General features: G+C 41.3%; 12 protein-coding genes and 1 tRNA gene. 12 read left to right on the plus strand and 1 reads right to left on the minus strand.

Features of this window, described 5'->3' with window-relative positions:
- Positions 1-21 precede the first annotated feature (21 nt).
- From HWQ40_RS32495 to HWQ40_RS32515, 5 genes are all read left to right on the plus strand, one after another.
- A complete protein-coding gene (locus HWQ40_RS32495; protein ID WP_292786102.1) occupies positions 22-4,521 on the plus strand; it encodes a translation initiation factor IF-2 N-terminal domain-containing protein in 4,500 nt (1,499 codons plus the stop codon).
- Positions 4,522-4,842: 321 nt separating this feature from the next.
- Positions 4,843-5,337, plus strand: a complete 495-nt coding sequence (locus HWQ40_RS32500; RefSeq protein ID WP_292786104.1) for a hypothetical protein — start codon at positions 4,843-4,845, stop codon at positions 5,335-5,337.
- 60 nt (positions 5,338-5,397) lie between these two features.
- Positions 5,398-5,871 (plus strand): hypothetical protein, encoded by a 474-nt coding sequence (locus tag HWQ40_RS32505; protein WP_292786106.1) that lies wholly within the window; start codon positions 5,398-5,400, stop codon positions 5,869-5,871.
- A gap of 181 nt (positions 5,872-6,052) precedes the next feature.
- Positions 6,053-6,880 (plus strand): P pilus assembly protein, chaperone PapD, encoded by an 828-nt coding sequence (locus HWQ40_RS32510; protein WP_292786108.1) that lies wholly within the window; start codon positions 6,053-6,055, stop codon positions 6,878-6,880.
- Positions 6,881-7,175: 295 nt separating this feature from the next.
- Positions 7,176-9,722: a carboxypeptidase-like regulatory domain-containing protein gene (locus HWQ40_RS32515; protein ID WP_292786122.1), complete on the plus strand. Its 2,547-nt coding sequence runs from the start codon at positions 7,176-7,178 to the stop codon at positions 9,720-9,722.
- 248 nt (positions 9,723-9,970) lie between these two features.
- On the opposite strand, the gene HWQ40_RS32520 is transcribed toward HWQ40_RS32515, so the two are convergent.
- Positions 9,971-12,418, minus strand: coding sequence for an S-layer family protein (locus tag HWQ40_RS32520; RefSeq protein WP_292786109.1), 2,448 nt, complete (start codon positions 12,416-12,418; stop codon positions 9,971-9,973).
- A gap of 572 nt (positions 12,419-12,990) precedes the next feature.
- Here HWQ40_RS32520 and HWQ40_RS32525 point away from each other — a divergent pair.
- The 7 genes from HWQ40_RS32525 (at position 12,991) to HWQ40_RS32555 (ending at position 21,226) form a co-directional block, all read left to right on the plus strand.
- Complete coding sequence (locus tag HWQ40_RS32525) at positions 12,991-13,224, plus strand: hypothetical protein (RefSeq protein ID WP_292786110.1); 234 nt, start codon at positions 12,991-12,993, stop codon at positions 13,222-13,224.
- Positions 13,225-13,512: 288 nt separating this feature from the next.
- Positions 13,513-13,692, plus strand: a complete 180-nt coding sequence (locus tag HWQ40_RS32530; RefSeq protein WP_292786111.1) for a hypothetical protein — start codon at positions 13,513-13,515, stop codon at positions 13,690-13,692.
- Between the two features lie 220 nt (positions 13,693-13,912).
- Complete coding sequence (locus HWQ40_RS32535; protein ID WP_292786113.1) at positions 13,913-15,733, plus strand: hypothetical protein; 1,821 nt, start codon at positions 13,913-13,915, stop codon at positions 15,731-15,733.
- 188 nt (positions 15,734-15,921) lie between these two features.
- A complete protein-coding gene (gshA, locus tag HWQ40_RS32540; protein ID WP_292786115.1) occupies positions 15,922-17,061 on the plus strand; it encodes a glutamate--cysteine ligase in 1,140 nt (379 codons plus the stop codon).
- A 373-nt stretch (positions 17,062-17,434) separates the two neighbouring features.
- On the plus strand, positions 17,435-17,896 hold the full coding sequence (locus HWQ40_RS32545) for a tRNA (cytidine(34)-2'-O)-methyltransferase (RefSeq protein WP_292786116.1): 462 nt from the start codon (positions 17,435-17,437) through the stop codon (positions 17,894-17,896).
- A 792-nt stretch (positions 17,897-18,688) separates the two neighbouring features.
- On the plus strand, positions 18,689-20,986 hold the full coding sequence (locus HWQ40_RS32550; protein WP_292786117.1) for a peptidoglycan DD-metalloendopeptidase family protein: 2,298 nt from the start codon (positions 18,689-18,691) through the stop codon (positions 20,984-20,986).
- Positions 20,987-21,152: 166 nt separating this feature from the next.
- A tRNA-Met gene (locus HWQ40_RS32555) sits at positions 21,153-21,226 on the plus strand.
- Positions 21,227-21,335 lie beyond the last annotated feature (109 nt).

Consider the following 21,335-nt stretch of genomic DNA (forward strand, 5'->3'; position numbering starts at 1 on the left):
TGTCGGCAAAGGAAGTACTGGATGAACAACGGCAAACTCAGAATATACGAACTAGCAAAAGAATTTAATTTGGATAGCAAGAAGCTATTAGTAATTTGTGAAAAACTAAAAATTGCAGTTAAAAGCCATACTAGTGCAATCTCAGAATCTGATGCAGAACGCATTCGTGTAGCGATAAATAAACTAACAGCAAAATCCTCGAAAACTAAAACAAACTCTGAAGATTGGGGCTATATCTTTATAGCTTCAGCAATTGATAGCTTTATCCGCCATCTTGAAGGTGAGGCTGCCTTGAAATCATATGCCGATTTTAGGGAGCGGCGCGATCGCGCCAATGAGTTAATGTATGAATGTGTCAGTAAAAAGCCTTCTCTATTTTATGTGCGTCGCAAAGGTGCAGGGAAAGAGGCAAGAGAAGAAATTTGGGATTTGACAATAGCAACGGACAGCGATGATTCTCCATTACCTACAAAACTTGAGAAGCTCAAAAAAACATTAGGATTTAGAGCAGCTGTATCAAAAGATGGACGCGGCGGTTTAAAAATACTTTCGGCTCAGTTATTACAACCCTCGCGGGGACACGCCGATAGCTATGCTATATCTTGTCGCTTGCGCTTGCTGCCTAATCATCAGCATCATCTGGACATTCCGCCGACGACATTGAAACGCATCGCAACCGCGCTAGTTTGTGGCGACCATGTGCCTACAGAAGATCAGCTGAAAGCTTGGAAAGCGTTTTTGCAAATTGAAGAAAAAATCGCTAAAGCGCGTCAATTTTGCGTGCGTTACGTAAGTCATAACTATAACTTTAAAAGGCGGATTAGTTTTGAAATTGATGTAGCCTCAGCCACCCTTGACGGTTTTTATCAAAATTCCCTCGATGTAGAAAACTTCTGGGAACGAGCAAGACGCACAAAAAACGAAGATTTAAAGCTTTTTGAAACTGCTCCTGTCGGCAAAAATTGGATTAGCGGTCGTCAGTTAGGGACTGTTGAAGAAGTTGACCCCAACCGTTGTATTATCAGCCTCAGATTAGAACGCGACTTAGCTGAATTCATGGCAACCGAGCGTTATAAGTTGCCAGATACAGGATTTTTGTGTTTTGAGGCAGTTGGTGATATTCAGCAGATTCAGCGCAAGAAAAAAGCTTTGGATGATTTGAATAATGGTTACACCCAAAATCCATACTTGGGCAACTTTTTATTCGATGCTTCTCAGGCTAGACAAATCAAAACAACTATCGAACTTCAACCACAAGATTTGTTATTATCTTCTGCTAATCCTGGTCAGAAAGCAGCAGTAGAAAAGGTACTTGCCGCGAAGGATCTTGTTCTCATCCAAGGGCCGCCAGGTACTGGTAAAACCACCGTAATTGCCGAGATTTGCTATCAAATTGCGCTTCGCGGTGGACGCACTCTAATTGCATCTCAAGCCAATTTAGCAGTAGATAACGCCCTGAGTCGATTAGTTCATAACCCAGTGATTCGGGCTGTACGCAAGGGAAGAGCCGAAAAAGTTGGGGAAGAAGGACAGCCATTTTTAGAAGACCAAGTGATTGGCAGATGGCTAGAAAATACTGCCACTGACTGTGAAAATAATCTGACTCAACGGCTGGAGAATATCAAAATTTTCAGTCAATTACTGGCATCATTACAAAGATTCACAGCCTACTTCCAAGCAGAGGAAGAATTTAATCAGCAACAAACTAAATTCAATAAAAATAAGGTAAAGCTAGAGGTAAACTTTCAAAATCAAGAAAAATCTTACAACGAAACTGTAGAAAAACATAACGAGGTTGAATCACTAATTGCAAAATTAAAAAATATATTAAATACTGCACCAAATATCAACTGGGAAGCTTCAGAAGTTACAGATTTTTTGCCACTTCTTAAGCCCTACACAGAAGGTAACAGTTTAGTAGAAGAATTTTTAGCAAATGTTCGTCAAACCATCAAATATACTGATGAACTTGGCTTTGTGCGTCCGGTGCTTGGTGCTTTTGGTTTAGCGGCTTGGTTGCGTGAAACTGTAGCAAGAGAAATTTCTGGATTTAAAACTTCTTTGACTTATGCTCAAGAGGCAAGTAAAGCCATCTTAGAAGTTGCAGCATCAGTGGAGGTTGTCAAACAAAATTTCGCCTCGTTAAATCAGTTACAACCAGATTATCAGCAATATCTTACTAAATTGCAAAATATACAACAAACAATCCAGATATGGCAAAACCGCCAACGGGAAATAGATTATATTATCTCAGCAGTTAAAGAATGGAAATCTACAGCACCTTCTCATCTCTATCAAACTTTGAAAGAATGTCATCAATCAGGTTTACCACTAACAGAAAATTTAGTTGATTTGCCGCTAGGTTTGTTGATGTTTGCTAATACATTAAAACTACCAATAGTACCAAAAAGTTATAAAATTAACCTACCAGAATGGGAAGTATTAACAAAGGCGATCGCTTATGAAATAGACGGAGGTTTTACTGACAGACGAGGTAAACAGCATAATTTTAGCTATTTTTTACAAGAAAATTTTAGTCAGATTCCAATGGTGCTATCAAAGAGCGATCGCACCCAATGGCAAGAAACCTATCAACAGTTCAATAACTATCAGCTACTCAACCCAAAACAGCGAAAATTACTGGTTGAAAATACCCAGGTTTTCTTAATTAGAATGCAACGGACTTATGGTGCATCATGGGAATGGAATAAGATTGACTCTACTCTCACCTGCATTACACAAGAATTGCTAGATACTATCCTTGCAAATGCGCGTCAATGTGTTTTAAAAGTCAAAACTGAAACAGATCAACAACTTCAGTCTCTGCAACGACAATTAAATGAACTTCAAAAAAATGAAGTTAGCCAACAGCAAATATCCATTACTCAAGCTGAGATAGAAAAAGCACAGCAGGATGCTAATTTCCAACTTGGACGGGTAATTAATATCTTGCAAGAACTTAATCAAAAAAATCTACCTTCTCAATTACGTATTCTAGTTGAAAAATATCTTGCAACACAATCAAATATTTGGGAGCAACCCCAAGAATTTGCAAATCAAGTAAATTACTGGGAAACTTCCATCAGTCAGCTTGGAACCTTAATCTCATCAGTAGAACCTTTTACTGTGCTAGATACAATTAAACATTCTCTAAATGAACATTTATTAAAGCTAAAAGAAGAAACTGAAACTTCTCTACAGCAACTTCAAAAACTACAAATTAATCTACCTGAACTAGAACAAAAATCACAACCGCAGCCATCAGAAAACTTAATAGAAGAACGAAGCTGGTGGTTGACAGAATGGCAAACAATACCTGAGAAATTTAAACCAGAAAATTCTCAAGCCGACTTGTTTAGTATAGAGTTTTTACGCAAAATAAATACTCAGTTTGAATTTTGGCAAGAACAACTCCAAAAAGACGAAGTTTATCTCAAAAAATATCATAATTTTGTACAAGATTGGATAGGAAAATTAAGAGAGCCAACTGAAGGCAATGCCTGCGGCGGGCTACGCCTACGCGACGATTTAAGGCGCATTTATTTAGATAATGCTAATGTCGTTGGTATTACCTGTGTTCAGGCTGCAAATAGAGGTTTTTCTGAAGAATTCAAATCTTTTGATGTCGTCATTATTGATGAAGTTAGTAAGTGTACTCCACCAGAGTTACTAATCCCAGCTTTGAAAGGCAAAAAATTAGTCATGGTAGGCGATCATCGGCAATTACCACCCATGCTTGATACTAGCACTTTAGAAGAAGTTGCTCAAACAATAGGCAATACAAGAGACGAACTACAATTTTTAGAAGAATCACTATTTAAAAGTCAGTTTGAATCTGCTGATGAAAGCATCAAACAAATGCTAACTACACAGTATCGAATGCACCCATTTATCATGGGAGCAATCAATCAATTTTATGACGGTAAACTAGAATCTGGGATTTTGGAGCCTGATACAAAACGCGCACATCATTTAGCAGACGAAATTATCCAAGAATCTCAGCATCTTATCTGGGTAAAAACGCCTATAGAGAATCAGTTTTTAGAGCAACGAAACGGAACTTCTTACTTTAATACTCCAGAAATTGATGCGATTGAACGTTTGTGTCATCAGTTTGAGAATACTTGGGCTTCTAAAGTTGCTAATGGTGAGCCAAAAAAAGAAATTGCCGTAATTACATTTTATGGCGCTCAATTAAGAAAAATCGATGAACGTCTGCAATCTGAACTTTTTCCTTCGCTAGAAATTCGTACTGGTACAGTAGACAGATTTCAAGGTATGGAAAGACCTGTTGTAATTGTCAGTATGGTTCGCAACAATAGCAAAGGAGATGTCGGATTTGCTAAGAAGCCAGAACGGGTAAATGTTGCTTTTTCCCGCGCTCAAGAACTACTAATAATTGTGGGTTGTCATAATTTATTTACCCATCAAGCAGGTAAAATCGGAAGTATGTATTCTGAGGTTTCAAATATTGTAAGTCTTCATGAAGGTTTCGTTGATGTTTCTCGCCTTTTCAGCTAAACCTATTGATGACAATCTCAAGAATTTGATAGATAAAGTTGATGCGATCGCCTAATCAAAACTAACCTCACCAAAACTACTATTTTTCGCTACTAAATCTCGGTTCTAAACCACCCTGTAAAGTGCTGCGCGTAGATAGCATTAATCGACAGATGCAGAAAACCTAAATTTCATAAACCGTAACTTGGGCTAAGTATCTTAACGGAATTTGCTCTTAGAGATAGAAATATCGTATTTTCGCGGTCGATAATGTAGCATTTAATAGCTATCTTAAGAAAAGCACTGAGACAAGACAACGCTAAGTAATTAGTTAACTTCTTTATGCTTTACCGTCTAGCGTTAACCTCTAGCCTGGTGCTGGCAAGTGCATTAAGCGTGCAAGCATTCGCTCTAGATCGAGCTGTGCTAGCTCAAAGTGCAGATGTTCCGTTCAGTGGAACAGTTCCAGCTGAGGCCACGTTTATTTCTCCTGCTCCCGGCACTGCTGAACCAACTATTTCTAGCAATTCTGGTGGAATTGCGACAAATCTTGAATCACAAACTCCTGCCACTATCGGTGTACAAAGCAGCACATCTGCAACCGTTACTGTTTCTCCCCCCAGGCTTGTATCTGGCCCTAGTGCCGATCCCTCTGGGACAACGCAGATTGGCTTTTTAAAATTTGGTTCGACCAATGTTCGCAGTGATGTTGGTGGTGGAAGCGCAACTTTGCCGGCAGGTAACACCAATCTAGAGGTGAATTTGTTAGTAGAACGACCAGTAGGGTTTACACCAGGAATTTATACCTACGTTGTTACCTTAACCATCGCACCATAACCGCTTTTCTTGTTGATACTTCGTTTGATTTAACCTAATTCATTTGAGAAGAATTTAAAAATGATTCGTCGTTCTTTATTAACCGCTGCTTTGATAATTGTTGGTTCTGTTGCTGTTGCACCCAAAACAATGGCACAAACTGTTGATGTTCCCTTTACAGCAAATGTCGGTAGTGCCTGCAACTTCGATCAAATTACCCCTGGTAAATTGGTACTCAACCAGATGACTAACGCAACTGCACTAGCAGCAGGATTTTCTGGAGGGCAATTTGGTAAGGTTTTTGTTAGCTGTAACCAAGGTGCCAGAGTAAGTATATCTAAGCCACAGCAGACCGGTGGTCCTAGCTTTACGCCCATTTTCTCTGCCGGGCATATCAACTCACCTTTTGGCAGTACAGATTCTCAGAGTGGTGTCCCTGTGTCACTGCCCTCTGGTAGCGGTTTGCCTTTGGATATAGACATGATCGTAGATAAGGGCAGTCCCCTTGTTCCTGGAAACTACAGCTATGTAACAACATTGACTATCGTGCCATAGTCTAAAATTTTTCCAGTTTACCTTCAGATTGATTGAGAAAAATAATTGCTAAATATCTTGTCGCTAGAGACTAAATCTTCAAGCGGCAAGATATTTTTCTGCTTACCCAGAGATAAAATAAGTCTGCTTTTGGGAACTATAAATCAGGAATTAAATTGACAATCCTGCCATAGTTATAAATATGCTCAATCATAATTGGTGCTCTCTAGCTGCTGTTAGTGCTGGCTTATTCCCCCTAATATTGTTTCCTGTTGCTGCTAAAGCCCAAATGAGCGTTTCTCCTCTGGTGATTGAAGCCAAGGCTGAACGCGGACAAGCCCAAGGAATGATCACAATTTCCAATACTAGTAAGACTCCTTCTCGTATTCGGATCTATGCTCAACCTTTCACATATAGCCGTGATGCAGGGTTTCAAACCTTATCCTCTAGTCCCAATGACCTGACAAAATATCTCCAATTCTCACCGCGTGAGTTGACTGTCAAACCAGGAGAAGTTCGGCGGGTGCGCCTCATTAGCCGCTTGGCTCCTAATTTACCTGACGGAGAATATCGTGCGGTAGTGTTTAATGAAACTCTCAGTGAATCAAAAGATGCTACTGGTAATAACGTTACTTTAGTGGCAAGAATTGGCGTGACATTCTATGTCAGAAAAGGCAATCTTTCTCCACAATTAGCAATTGATAGTGCCAGCTTTAACCCAGAGCAAAAACAAATTCAACTTTTAGTTCGCAATAACGGTCAAGCAACTGTTCTCCCCAGTTTAAATTGGACTTTGCGCCAAGGGCAAACTGTTATCAAAACTGGTCAGGTAGATACTAATGCTGTGGTGGCAAATAGCGATCGGAATTTCTTATTAAATTACCCCAACAAAGACCAGCCAGCCCTGAATCCTGGTCAATATCAGCTAAGTGGTGAGTTGTTTTGGGGTGAAGACAGTAAAAAAAGTAAGTTGCCCTTCAATCTAAATATTACTATTCCTACACAAACGGCGGCATCACAGAAGAAATAGCTTGTGTAACAATTAGTAATTAGTAATTAATAAATTCAAATTAAATCTGGTATCTGTAGCCTGATTTGGGAGAATTAATCTTGCTGTAAAATACAGCATTAATATCGATAATTTTGCCTGGTGCAGGGGAATTATATGTTTGTAGAGACGTTGTATTGCAACGTCTCTATTTTTATAAGAGATTTTACTGAGAACTGAAAAAATTGTGCAACTTCGGTTAGTAAATCAAGGCAAATATCTGCTAGCTGCGATCGCTCTTATCTGTCAAATTATTATCAACCCAGCTAAGGCAGATATGCCTGCGATTTCAAATCAGCCAACGCCTACAAGTACCCAATTAGCTAAAGATTCCGAATTTAAAGTTTTTCCTGTAGGATTGAATGTAGGGAACCGCAATGTCAATCCTAGCATTTTAGTCCGTGGTCAAGAAGATGGTTCTGAAGCAATTGATTTTGTAAATTGGCTGTTACCCTATGATGCTGTAATTCAAGGGTTGAAATTAAATGTTACTACCTTACCTGATGGTCAATTAGAAGTGCGATCGCCTGGTGTTGTAACTCGCATCGACCCAACAAAACTTCGTACCGATTCAGAATTAGGATTAGTCTTTACAATCCAAGATTTACAAACTCTCTTTGGCGTAACTGCGAAATTTGATATCAATGAATACGCCATAGTTTTAGATGTTCCAGGATTAGATCAATCTAGTGGCAAATTGGCAGAAACGGAAACTCCAATTCAACTAGAAGGATTACCACACATTTCACCTCAAAATTTTAGTGTCGCCGCAATTGAACAAAAAGTAAATGCTAGCGGTAGTGCTACCAGATCAACAAATTATAGAGGTGATTTCCTTGCTGTTGGTAGTGCTTTTGGTGGTTCGTGGTTCATCCGCACCGATCAACCAAATCTAGAAAATCCGCAAACTTGGAATATTGCCGAAGCGCAGTTTCTGCGACAAACTAATTCAGCTGATTATTTTATCGGTTCCCAGCCAACTTTTTGGCAAACTCAAGGAACAGGAGACTATTGGGGTTTTACATCCATTCAACGACAGGGGTTTGTACCACCTCAACCCTTCGGTGGTGGTTCTTCCGATCCTCGCCAACGTTTACAAGCAGATTCTATTGGACGCACAATTTCTGGTAAGGCTGAACCAGCTACATTAGTGCGATTAGTGCAAGGTTTTGGCGATCGCGTGATTGCCGAAATTTTAGTTGATTCTTCTGGCATTTACCGTTTTGAAAATATTAAAAGCCAAAATCAATTTTTAGGCAACAATTATCGCGTCTTGCTTTATCCCCAAGGGCGACTCACCGCACAACCAGAAATTCAAGAAGCTACATTTTCTACAGTCCCAGGACAATTACCAGCAGGTGCTTCAGGATTAATTGTTTCTGGTGGCTTACGACGGGATTTTGTGGGAAATCAAAGTCTGTTGGGAAACTTTTCTGACTTTCGGGGCGGAATTGCTGGGCGTTGGGGTTTATCGGAAAATCTGACAGTAGGCTTAGGTGGAGTGTATGACGAATCGGCTAGAGCCTTAGCAGAATTATTTTGGCGTCCGGGAAACTTACCTTTGCAGGTAGCAGTTTCAGCACTGACGGGTAATAAGTGGGATGTGAATACAGATATTCGCTATAATCCATCTTCCAGCTTGAGTGCTGCATTTATCAGCGATCGCTTGTCTAGCCGTTTTAACCTAGATTGGCGAGTTTTACCTCAATTCACCTTATTCACGAGTACTGACACAGCTGATGCAACATCTGGCGGAATGCAAATTAACTTGAGTGGCAAAAATGCCTTTACCTTTGCCCGTATCAGTTTAGATACTAAAAACCGGCTGCGCTGGAATTTGTTGCAACGTCTTGGGAGACTAGAATTAACGCAACGCGGTAACGAAATTGGCAGTTTGTCAGAACTGACTTACAACTTTTCTAAAAACAGCTTTTCTAATAGTGGCAGTGCACTGCTGTTAAATTATGAAACACAGAATCAAAATCGCAGCGACAACTTGCTAAGTGTGAGTTGGCGCTATCGTTCACAACAACAGGCGATTGATGGTAGTTATAGGTGGGAAATACAGTTGGGTTATGGCACTGGTTCTCAGGGTAATGGACTACTAGCGACATTATCAACAACAGTTTTACCAGGTTTGCTATTACGAGCGCGTTATCAAGGTGTATCGCCGAGTTCCGATGAAGCAACTTTCAGCATAGATTTAGCTTCTAGCCTGAATTTACAAGGGGGTATTAGTCCAGGCGATCGCCGTTCTAATTACTTCCGTACACAAGGCGGACTGTCGATTAAACCATTTTTTGACCGGAACAATAACGGCAAACAGGATGGAGGGGAAGAAGCTCATACAGATAACGCTGATTTATTTTTGACTTTGAATAATAAACCTCTGAAGTCGTTTTTACCACAAATCCAGAGCGATCGCACTTTAGTACGGATGCCTCCTGGCGTTTATCGCCTCGACCTCGATCCAGCAGGTCTACCGCCTGATTGGCAGGCTGCGGTTGAATCCTTAGCTGTTGATGTGATTGCTGGCAGTTACACCCCTGTGATGATTCCGTTAATTCGTTCTTACACGCGATCGGGGGTAGTCACAGATACTCAAGGCCAAGCGATCGCAGGCGCACGGGTAGAAGCTATACAACCAGATCAGGGGACTCGGCGTTTTTCTGTTACCAACGGTGCTGGAGTCTATTATTTAGAAGGCTTGCCACAGGGTCAATACACTCTACAAATCAACGGTAAATCTGCTGGTAGCTTGAAATTGGAAGAGTCTTCTGAAGCATTCCAAGAGCTTAATTTACAACAGCCATCAATCCCCTAAGATACTAGAACTAGCCCTTTTAAGGTGAACGTTTGTACTATAAAATAAATGATGTTTTTAACCCAATTTTGGGATTTTGGCGATTGCGATCGCTTAATTTACAGTCGAAAAATTTGGAGTTTAATGCATAGATTCTTTGCTCAATTCCAACCGATGCCTGAAATGCCGTAAAAACTTGGATAGTACAGATGCTCACCTTGAAAGGGCTGGTTCTAGCGATTTACTTGATTGCAAAGTTCCTGGAATAACTAATTACTTACAGTTGCAGTACAGGTTAAAGGCGATCGCATATTAGTGGGAGATTGTGCTGCTACTAACTCGATTTTTCCCTGTGCGTTACGATGCCAAGAAGTAGCTTGAATCAGAACCTCTGGTAATGTAGGCGTTTGAGCGGTCACATTGCCCGTTTTCTGGAATGCAGAAATATCGCGGATATCAGACCAAGGGCGATCGCTCGTCACCTGTTGAAGAGGATTTTGCGGCACACCACCCCGTCCCGTTGCCACAAAACTGCTGCCAGTATTATTAAAACAACCTGTAGCAATTTGCTTAGATGAATCGACTAAGTTTACGGGTAGTTCTACTAAACCAGAACTCGGGTCAACTCCAAAATTATTAATATCTACCGTACCGTTAACCCCAAATTGCGAACTGGCAGTGATGTCGTTTTCTGAGGTAAGTTGGAGGCGAGATTCTAGACCGAATATGCCTTCGGTGGTAATGTTAATGTTACCGCCCTTACCGGCAATAGCATTGGCGATGATATCGCTATTTTCCCAGCCGACGATGATGGGAGAGTTAATGGTGATGTTGCCACCATTGCCGATACCACCTGCATTAGTAACTATTGAACTACCACGACGCATGATCAAGTCATTTGCCTGGACAAAAATATTACCACCTTCACCCTGAAAAGTAGCGGCGGTAAGGCTACCACCATTGTGAAGACGGATTGAACCTGCATTAATTTCAAGTTTTCCAGCATCACCAATGCCTTGATGATCGACACCAACAATTGCCCCATCTGTAATCTGCAAGTGGGAGGTATTGAGGATCAGTTTCCCTGTGTTACCTGTGATCACATCTGGTAATCCAAGTACTCGCCGAATAGGTGGTGCAAGTAATTCGGCCCTAGCACCAATTCGACTTGGGAGACGAGAAATATTACTCACTCCACTGACTTCAACGGTGTCAGAAGCATTGATTAGCAAATCCCCTCCATTGCCGCTATTTACCGTAGAGGCAACGATACCTCCTCCATCCTGTACTCTCAGTTTGGCAGTATTAATAGTTAATTGGCCTGCATTTGCTTGGCTGAATGTGGTAACCACTATGAGGCTATCATGCAAATTTTGCCCCATCACTTCGATGAAATCAGCAGCATTAATCGTGGTATTACCTCCCATACCATTTGCCAAGCTAACATTGTCGATCTCAGCACCATCTAAAATCTGCAATTTTTTGGTAACTACTCGAATATCACCACTTTTCCCTGAATTGGCGGTGTTAGTAATCAGTGAACTGGTCCCACCAATAGGTGATAATCCCACAATTTGAAGCAAATCTCCAATTTCCATAGAAATATTACTTCCTGAACCTTTACCAAAATTGAATCCATCAACAGTACCACCATCGTAGAGGAATGCTTGGGAGGCAGAAACCAAAATATTACCCCCAGCACCATCGCCAAAATTATCAGCACGCAATCGACTTTGTGGAAATCTATCAGTGCCAACTCCCCCCAGTTGAAATGACTCACTAGCATTAACGCTAATGTCGCCTGAATTATTGCTTCCTTGATTAACTAATAGGGCAGCAGACCCATCTTGCAAGCTAATATTTCGACCCTGGAAATGAATAGAACCCGCAGGGGTGCCACTGGCATCGGCAAGGGATTGATGGGACAGATGAATATTCCCAAATTGCTTTATATTGCCATAATCAAAATTCCAATGAGGAGAAGAGGTGTTGAGATTAACTGTGCCATTACTGGCGCTACCGAGTTCAATATGTCCAGAAGGTGCATTTAACACTCCACCATCTAAGGCTACTTCTCCCCCTATCAATGCCAAGTTATTACCAGAGGTAACGCTTAATCCTACAGGATTGTTACTTCGATCCAGAGGAGAACCTATAGCATTACCAATATTAATTAAACGGTGTCCGGTGTTTTGGACGGTAATATCTCCCGGATTTTGCCCCATTTGCAATCCAATGGGAACGTTAATGCTTAATAAAGGGTTGACTTGGGGATTAATAGCGCTAAATTCGATTCCATCGGCAAACTTAATACTATTTGCTGTGGTTCCTAAAAACGAACCACCTATATCTAACTTGGCATTAGCCCCAAAAATAATTCCCGCAGGATTGAGTAAAAACAGATTGGCGTTACCGTTGGCTTTAATTAAACCATCAATATTGGAAATATTACCGCCACTAACGCGACTAAAAATATTTTGGATATCTGAGGCATTGTTGAAGAATGCAGAGCCGTTGGTAGGAAGTGAGAATTGGCTAAAACTGTGGAACAGGTTGTTTCCGACACGGCTACCGTTAGTGATGGTGAAGTTATTACCACTTTGGTTGACAATGGTGTTGGTAGTACGATCGGATATTACTTGAGCCATAGCCGATCGCATCATTCCTGGAGTTAAGAACCCACTTGTAAACAGAAGTAGAAAGGTTAAGACTCTCATGACTAAAAATTTCTTTTACCTGATTTCAAGTTAGTGTTCCCGTTACGGGTGTTATGACTCGCATGATTAACTTTTTGTAATCGCAGCACCGATTAATGTTTGTTGCACCTGAATCGGAGATTTATCTGTAATAAAATCGATTTTTCCTTGGGTGACTAAACTAGGACTAGCCCTTTCAAAGTGAACGTTTGTACTATAAAATAAATGATCTTTTTAACCCAATTTTGGGATTTTGGCGATTGCGATCGCTTAATTTACAGTCGAAAAATTTGGAGTTTAATGCATAGATTCTTTGCTCAATTCCAGCCGATGCCTGAAATACCGTAAAAACTTGGATAGTACAGATGCTCACCTTGAGAGGGCTGGTCCTAGATACTTGCAAAAAATAAATTCTCCCAAATTATTTGTACATTATCTGTGCAAAAGTCGGAAAAGCCTCTTTCCCCCTGCTCCCTGCCAGCTGCAAGAACTGTGGTCTAAATGATAAGTCTTTAGCCGGACACGATATGAGACACCATACATTTCTGGAAAAGACATTGTGGCATGTGTAGTAATAAAGCAAATATCACTTGATGCTCAATTTAGCTCAAGGGGGTCTAATGATTGATCGCTTTGTAAATCTAATTTTTATCGATTTCTTCGCTGTAGTAATTAACCTGACATTTGGTACATTACTTCGTACTAAAATCTGCAATTATTCATGGGATGGAGTTGTAAATGATCAGCTTTCAACACCAGAAAGTAGCGCTAGTTCTTCTGAATCTTCACCATCCTTAGAAGAGGTACAAACCACTCCTATTCCATGAAGCCTGCCTGCTATAGCGATTCTCATTTGAATGAGATATAGGCTTAGGGGCGTACATCTGTGCGCCTCTATGAGAATCTATGTTTATCTGTGGTTAATTATATCGATTGTCACAAGCAATAACTAGAATTTTAACGGGAATACGGTAAAATCCAGAGGAACTTTTATTGTTACCAACGCGGGTTAAGAATGGAAGCAAATTTTCTGACGGCTGTTTTTCTGCCCTTGGCTCTATTTATTATCATGTTAGGTATAGGGTTAACCTTGACCCTAGAGGACTTCAAGCGAGTTGAATCTATCCCAAAGCGGGGTGATTGGCTTAGTGGCGCAGTTGATCGTGTTGCCGATTGTGGGCTGGGCAACTCCGATTTTGAATGTGGTAGCAATGGCTTTAGGTTTTGCGATCGCTACTTTAACCCGATTAGGAGAAAAACGTGTTACGGCAATTACAGTAGAAGTAGGAATTTAAAATGGGACACTGGCGATCGCGATCGCTTCTACACCTACGCTGCTGAATACTCCGACAATGGCCATTGCTGGGACAATTTATGGTCTGCTAATGTTTGTGACTGGTACTGGATTTGCTTGGTGGTCTAGTCGTCGCCAAGGCTTGTTGAAAGCATAAAATTAGTTTGCCTCATGGGTTATAAGTATTTGTACAAATCAAATTATCCAATCTCATTGCGTTGATGTTTTTCACCTCTTTTGCTAAACCTATTGATGACAATCTCAGAAATTTTGTAGGCGAAATTGAAGCGCAAAGTTCTAGTTTATCAGTTTTAGCAGCGCGTCAATTCCGTTATAGCTTGCGTCAAACTCCGGTAGAAGTGAGTATCAAAGAACCCCGCCAATTTAACGTACTCGAAGAATTTATCATTCGTGCTGCTATTGAATTTCAACCTCCGCCAACAGAGGATGAATTAGCCTCTGTACTTGGGCTTGATTCTGTATTTATTAAAACTACTACTGCAACTCTTCGTTCCTTACAAACTCTATCACCAACATCGCCACTAACAGTCACTCCTGAAGGCCGCTCATTTTATGAAAAAGGGTCCGTACCACAGCCGCCATATCCTATACAAATTAATGCTATTACAGACCCTTTAAGCGACAAGATAACCTTTCAATCTGAATCCTTAAATGAGATAGTAATAAATTTGCCTGATTTGGCAGACTTTATAACTATTGATAATACAATTGCTGATATTACTTCCTTACCACTTGAGGAAATTCAAACAAGCATTCAAGCTTCAGGTTTAGCACTTCATGTACCAGAAGAGGGAAAAATCGTCACTTCCTGTAAGGTAGTAGCTTCGACTCAAAAAATTTGGAGAAAGATATCGATTTTCATTATCTTTGATGCCTTTGAAGATAAATTGAGTATTCAAATAAGAAATGGACAACAAATTTTAGAGTCAGCATCAAATTGGTTAGAAGTACTACATGCTGAAGGTAAAATCTCTTTGCAAACATTATGTAAATTGTCAAAGGAAACCATCAATTGTGAACCTGAAACCATTCTCAAGCAGAAAAATACTGAAATAGAAGCTAGACTCGAAAATATTCGCACAAAATCGCTAGAAACCGCTACGAAATCTGATAAAAAATCAGTAGTATGTGAAGCAATTCAGTTACGGAATGGACAAATTAGCCAAGCTTTTTTAGAAGTTTTAAATTCGGCTAAAAGCCAAATTCTGATTTATTATCCTTGGGTGAATCAAGCAGTTGTTAATGAAAAACTTCTTACTCTATTACAGAAATTAGCTAATCGCGGAGTTTGGATTTTAATTGGATATGGAATTGCGCGCCGACAAGAAGATGAAGATAAACCAATTCCACCAGAAATGGAAAAAAAACTTCGAGCGATAAAAACACTTGATGGTTTACCATGTGTACAGGTTTTGTGGTTGGGAGATTCCCATGTCAAAGAAGTAATAGTTGATCAAGAAATCTATCTTTGCGGATCTCATAACTGGCTATCTTATCGCGGCAATTACCTACCACTAGGCGAGTCAGTTTATAAAGTGACAATTCCCCTTCACGTCCAAGAAGCTTATGAATTTCTCGCTAATCGCTTCCAAAATAACGCTGAAAAATTATGGAAAAATTCTCTAGAAAACCGCGATTATAAACTTGCAATAAAGTCTTTATGTGTATGGGGTGCGCTAGGTATGGAAGATATTGCACTCAAAGAGATACAGAAAAATAATTGGTTTGAACTTTTGCCTGTATGGTTGAATGTAGCACTACAGGGATTAAAGTCGAAAAATTTATCAGGTGATTCAGCAAGTTTTAAAACTGCACTTTCGTTGCTGAGTCAAGTTTCTATTGAAGAGGCTTTTATTGAGTTATTGCAACAGGGATGGCGTAAAGTTCTAGGTGCGATCGCAATTAACAATCCCGAAACTGCTTTAAACTTACTTAGTGATGAAGTATGGGTACAGTTTATACGTCTCAAGATTGTTCAAGAGAGTGATTCACGCAATGATTTTATTTTGTACCGTACTTAACCCACACTAGGATATTTTTCATACTCCAATAGTAATAATTTATCGGAAGACAGCCCAGAAATATGCCGTCTTGATTTCGCAGGGATTGGCAATTAAATGATTCTTAACCTTTGATTGACTTAAAGATAGATCCAGAGATTCGTCTTGTTCGATACAATTTATAGGTAGAGAGAGCCGAGGAGAACAAGGTGGTGTTATTAAAAGGCTTTGAGATTGAGATGTACACTGGCACGCCTCAAGGTGAAATCGTCGGTCTCTCCGACAAAATTGTTGCGGCTTTAGATGGATTTATGCGCGAACCAGATAGCCGCAACGTTGAATACATCACTCAACCATCCCAAAATTACGAAAATTTATTGTGTGCTTTGCTGCGTCCCCGGCGGGAGTTGCGAAACTACCTCAATCGTTTGGGCGATTACACCTTAATACCAGGGAGTACTTTATCTTTGGGTGGAGGCGATCGCTTTCTCCGTTCCGATCCAGCAAACCCCTATCATGACTACATTGAGAACAGCTACGGGACAAAAGTAGTCACCGCCAGCGTACACATCAATGTAGGTATAAGCGACCCAGAAGTATTAATGCGGGCCTGTCGGGTGATCCGCATGGAAGCACCTCTATTTCTCGCCCTCAGCGCTTCATCTCCCTTCCTGGATGGCAAAACTACTGGCTATCACTCCACCCGTTGGGGCGTCTTCCCACAAACGCCTAGCCATGTCCCCTTATTTGCCAGCCACGCCGATCATATCCAGTGGGTGGAGGATCAACTTGTTGCCGGAACCATGCAAAACGTGCGGCATTTGTGGGCATCAGTGCGACCAAATGGCGATCGCCGTCCTTATGACCTAAATCGCCTAGAATTGCGAATTTGTGATTTAGTCACAGATCCCATTGCCTTGCTGGCGATTACTGCCTTGTTAGAAGCACGTCTATTGCAAATAATCGAAAATCCTAGCATCGATCCGTTAACCCAAAGTACCTTTTCTCCTGAAGAACTCGTCACCCTCACTGCTGACAACGAAGCTGCTGCTGCTGCTGGTAGTCTCGATGCTCAGTTGAGGCATTGGCAAGATGATAGAAGCATCGTAGCCAGAGATTGGATTGCTCAAATGTACCAAGATGTTTGGGCGATCGCCAAGCAACAAGGTTTTAGCTGTTTCCTTTCCCCTTTGCACAAAATCCTCCGCGAAGGCAATGAAGCTCAACAGTGGTTGCAATTACACGCAGTCGGTTTTGACAGCCAGTGCGTCATAACTCAGGCTATTATTGCCACCCAAGAGCGCGAAATTGAACTCGAAGACAAATTATGTTCGTCTCTGCTGGGTTAACTTCAAAAGGCATTGGGGATTGGGCAAGGGAGAATTATTGAACAAGTTTTTTCCTTGTCTCTTCCCAATGCCCTATACTCAATGCCCGATGCCCCCATCTCCTGTCTTCATACAAATGGTAGATTTTATTGCAGGCACTACCAGCCCTAAAAGACACAAATACTTACTTTTTCTACACAAAACTTAATATTTACCGATTCTAGCCAAATATCCCCTCAGGCATTGCTCTGGGATGATTTGTACTTCGTTTAAAAAATCTAATCGATAGAAGATGCTTGATTATTATTAACAAAACCTATGAATAGCCTCTACCTTTTGGTAGATTTAACATTGACAATAAATTGTTTTATACAATACGTAAATTGTACGGATAATGCCTCAGGTAGTTTTAGTGAACCCGCAAATACCTCCTAATACAGGTAATATTGCCCGTACTTGCGCAGCTACGGGTACAGAGTTGCATTTGGTGGGGCCTTTGGGGTTTGAAATTAGCGATCGCTACCTCAAAAGAGCTGGCTTGGATTACTGGCCTTATGTCAAACTACACTATCACGAATCGCTCGAAGCCTTTAAAACCATACATCAGGAGCGTGGCGGCAGATGGTTGGGTTATACGGTTGGTGGAAATTGTAATTATGTAAGCTTTCAGTTTCAACCTGATGATTGGCTACTGTTTGGTAGTGAAACTACAGGCTTACCACCAGCAATTCTGTCAGATTGCGATGCTACCCTCTATATTCCCATGAGCCAATCGGGGGTTCGCAGCTTGAATCTGTCAGTGAGTGTAGCAATTGGCTTATTTGAAACCCGTCGTCAGTTAGGCTATTTACAATAGTTGTTTACATTAATGATTATAAGTGTATTTACTTATAACCTGTCCAGAAACCTATTAGAAGATTTATTTGTGACTGCAAAAATTTTCTTAGTGACAGCAGGAATATGTAAAACAATATACCAAAAATTGGGTTTATTCGCAAAATGTAGTGGAAGATACTTACAAGGATAGTAAGGTTATTATAAGAAATTTGTATATGAAACTTGGGATATTGCCAAATTTGAATGATAGATTTTGATGAATTTCAAACATTTTAAACTAGGAACAAAATTGCTAAAATCCAGTCATGTCTTACATTTGAGCTATCTTGGCTCAATAAAGGACAGAAATCAGCCCAAAAGTAGCCGATAGTTAATACGGTTGTTTTTTAGGGAATAATCAACGTAAAGTCTCGTGTTGAGAAGACGGATGGGGTAGAAATATCTTGAAGATATCTACAGCAGGGGGCATAACTTTTCCAGAAGTCGCCGCAATTTAATTTTCAGCAGCGACTTGGACTTGGCAAATAGTTTGTTCCAGTCCCCGCGATTGACGCAAGACAAGCGCGGATAATGGTAAAGAGTAAAATCGTCCTAAGTGGTGTTAGGAGTGGTTCGGACAAGTAAACACAGCAAAATTTAAGTTTTGCTAACAAATGTGAACTTGTCTAAATCAGAGAAGCAGGTTAATCTTGCGTAAGCATCTCTGGTGAATGTGATCTCGATCTATCGTTAGTTGTGATCTAAATCATTGACTAGTATCCAACTGAAAAATCGAGGTCAGTTAAGCGCTAGTGATCATAGGAGGTCGTCTTTGAAACGAGCATTGAAAAAGAGAGTAAAAGCTGTGTTGAACAATACCCCCAGCAGCGATGATGCCCCGGTAGAACTGCTAAATGTGATGAATCCAAAAGTTAACAGCCGGGTGCGGACAAAAGCGGCAATGATTGGCTTGGCAATCTCTATGGGAGCAACCAGCCTTTTGGTGACTCGACAAAGCGATCAAGCCCAAGCAGCGGTGCCAGTAGGCAGCCAAAAGGCGACCTCAACAATTCCTGCTGTTTTGGACACCAAAGTGAAATTCGTCTCCACTAAGCTGGAGTCCCAAGCAGTCTCATCAGTGAGCGTGCCGGAAAATCCTGTAATCGTGGAACCAACGGCAGTCTCACAAGTGCCTGGGCTTGAAGCTAAATGGCAAGTCGCCGCAAGTGGAATATCTTTGCAAGTTCCTGCATCAAACACGTTTTCTCAAACAAACCCAGGTTATAAAAATTCCACTTACCTGAAGCCCAAAGTGGCACAGGGATTGAACAATACCTTAGCCGAAACTAGTTTTCCAACAGTCAATAATCTGTCTGACTATAGTGCTGATAGTACAAATGCATCACTAACTGCTCAGCCACAAACAGTGGCAACATCTGGTGCAGTCAACAGTGAAATAAATGCACAACTTAAGGCGCAACAAGAGTTCGCACTAAATCGCTTACAAGAAAAATCGAATCGTTTAAGAAAGAGTTTGGCGCAGTTACAGTCTGGAGAGACCAAAAATTTATCACAAACTGATATAGAATTGGCGCAGCCGACAACTGTGGTTGAGAAGACTGCATTAGCAGCCCAGTCAGACACTTCTAGCGATGCAAGCCAAGCGAACCTGATATCGAGGTTAAAACAGAAGACACAGACAAGTGCATCTGTACCAGCGGCGCCAATAGTGATTGCCTCCTCGACACATACAGCCTATGAAGTTAAGCCTGGAGATACACTAGCAGCGATCGCCAGCAGATATAACACTTCAGTATCAGAACTAGTTAAAGCAAATAACCTCAATAATCCCAATGAGCTGCGAATTAGTCAAAAACTAGTTATTCCTGCTGTTCAAATTCCTGCTGTTCAAGTTGAGGCAACTGTAGCGAGTCAGCCCACTTTCGTAGAGTCTAGCAAAACTCCAAAAGTAGCTACCTCCCCTTTGAATATTGGTAGTGCTAACTCATATCTACCTAGTTCACCATCACCAACTATTGTCGACAACAGTAGCGTTGCCGTCCCTACACCGGTAACTGTGCAGATTCAGGCAAATAGTGCGACCGACTTAGAAACTGCCCCCCCTACATCTAAGTCTTATGGCGTCGGTGGTGATATTCCAGTGCCACAAGCTTTTGCCGAAATGCAACAGCCTAAGACACCAGCAAATAGGGTAGCAAGGGTAAACAATAACAATAATGACCGTTTGCGGGGCTTACAAGCGGAAATCCAGAGGTTACAGCAGAAATATCGCGCTCAACAGTCTGGTAATTTAGTTGTGCCAGCAGCAGCGATCGAAGCAAATAATGCTGCTATGCTCACTCCTATTTCTACGCCCAATAATTTCAGTGTACCTAACCCTGCATCTAGACCAAATAATGTAGCAATACCAATTCCAGTTCCGACACCGATTCGGGCTAACTATAGCGTTCAGCCAATTAAGCCCCAATTCCGTACTACTGTACGCCCTACCGAAGCAGTAAACCTAGAATTCTTGCCTAATCTAGGTTCTGCTAGCCAGTGGACTCCCTCTCGCACTCAATCTGCCACAAGGGTGGCAACGCCTCCTGGAAGAGTAAATGCCTCTGACTCCTTAGGAAAGATGCGAGGAACCACAGTTTCTCCACAGGTATTACCGCCTTTGGCAGCAGTGGATCAATATCTTCCTAGACCCATTGACGAACTTACACCTCCTCCATCTTCCTCAACCTTAGCTTACACCTGGCCAGCAAAGGGCACTCTCACTTCTGGCTATGGCTGGCGCTGGGGTAGAATGCACAAAGGAATTGACGTTGCTAACTCCACTGGCACGCCAGTTGTCGCCTCAGCTGAGGGGACGATACAAAAAGCTGGTTGGAACAATGGTGGCTACGGCAACCTCGTCGAAATCCGCCATCCTGATGGCAGCACGACTCGCTATGCTCATAACAGCAAGATTCTGGTGCAACCTGGTCAGGCAGTACATCAGGGAGAAACAATTGCTTTAATGGGTAGCACTGGTCACAGTACTGGGCCACACACCCACTTTGAAATCCATCCATCAGGTAAGGGTGCTGTTAACCCAATAGCTATGTTACCGGAACGCCTATAATTCTTGGCTGTCTGTAACTAAATTATTGCCTTGTTAATTGAGGGAGTCTACCTCCCTCTTCTACTTTCTATTACCTCAATAGGGATGAAAGTTCTAACAAAATTGCAAAAGGGGCTAGTCTTGAGCAAATTTCTATGCTATATTGGTTAATGATTTTGAAAAACATGGCTCAGTAGCTCAGTTGGTTAGAGCACGGGACTCATAAGCCTGGGGTCGTTGGTTCAACTCCGACCTGAGCCACTTTAAAAGTACGATAATATAAGGGTTTCAGCTTCTAGTCATTAATAGTACTAAGGGACTTGCAAGAAAATAAGATCCCAATCAAACTGGAGTAATCGTGATATCCCAT

Origin of the sequence: Nostoc sp. NMS9, assembly GCF_017114995.1 — a bacterium.
Classification (GTDB): domain Bacteria; phylum Cyanobacteriota; class Cyanobacteriia; order Cyanobacteriales; family Nostocaceae; genus Nostoc.

Excerpts from the sequence above, each read along its gene's own strand:
- HWQ40_RS32495 (WP_292786102.1), top strand. The coding sequence starts at position 22 with ATGAACAACGGCAAACTCAGAATATACGAACTAGCAAAAGAATTTAAT.
- HWQ40_RS32500 (WP_292786104.1), top strand. The coding sequence starts at position 4,843 with ATGCTTTACCGTCTAGCGTTAACCTCTAGCCTGGTGCTGGCAAGTGCA.
- HWQ40_RS32505 (WP_292786106.1), top strand. The coding sequence starts at position 5,398 with ATGATTCGTCGTTCTTTATTAACCGCTGCTTTGATAATTGTTGGTTCT.
- HWQ40_RS32510 (WP_292786108.1), top strand. The coding sequence starts at position 6,053 with ATGCTCAATCATAATTGGTGCTCTCTAGCTGCTGTTAGTGCTGGCTTA.
- HWQ40_RS32515 (WP_292786122.1), top strand. The coding sequence starts at position 7,176 with ATGCCTGCGATTTCAAATCAGCCAACGCCTACAAGTACCCAATTAGCT.
- HWQ40_RS32520 (WP_292786109.1), bottom strand. The coding sequence starts at position 12,418 with ATGAGAGTCTTAACCTTTCTACTTCTGTTTACAAGTGGGTTCTTAACT.
- HWQ40_RS32525 (WP_292786110.1), top strand. The coding sequence starts at position 12,991 with ATGCTCAATTTAGCTCAAGGGGGTCTAATGATTGATCGCTTTGTAAAT.
- HWQ40_RS32535 (WP_292786113.1), top strand. The coding sequence starts at position 13,913 with ATGTTTTTCACCTCTTTTGCTAAACCTATTGATGACAATCTCAGAAAT.
- HWQ40_RS32545 (WP_292786116.1), top strand. The coding sequence starts at position 17,435 with ATGCCTCAGGTAGTTTTAGTGAACCCGCAAATACCTCCTAATACAGGT.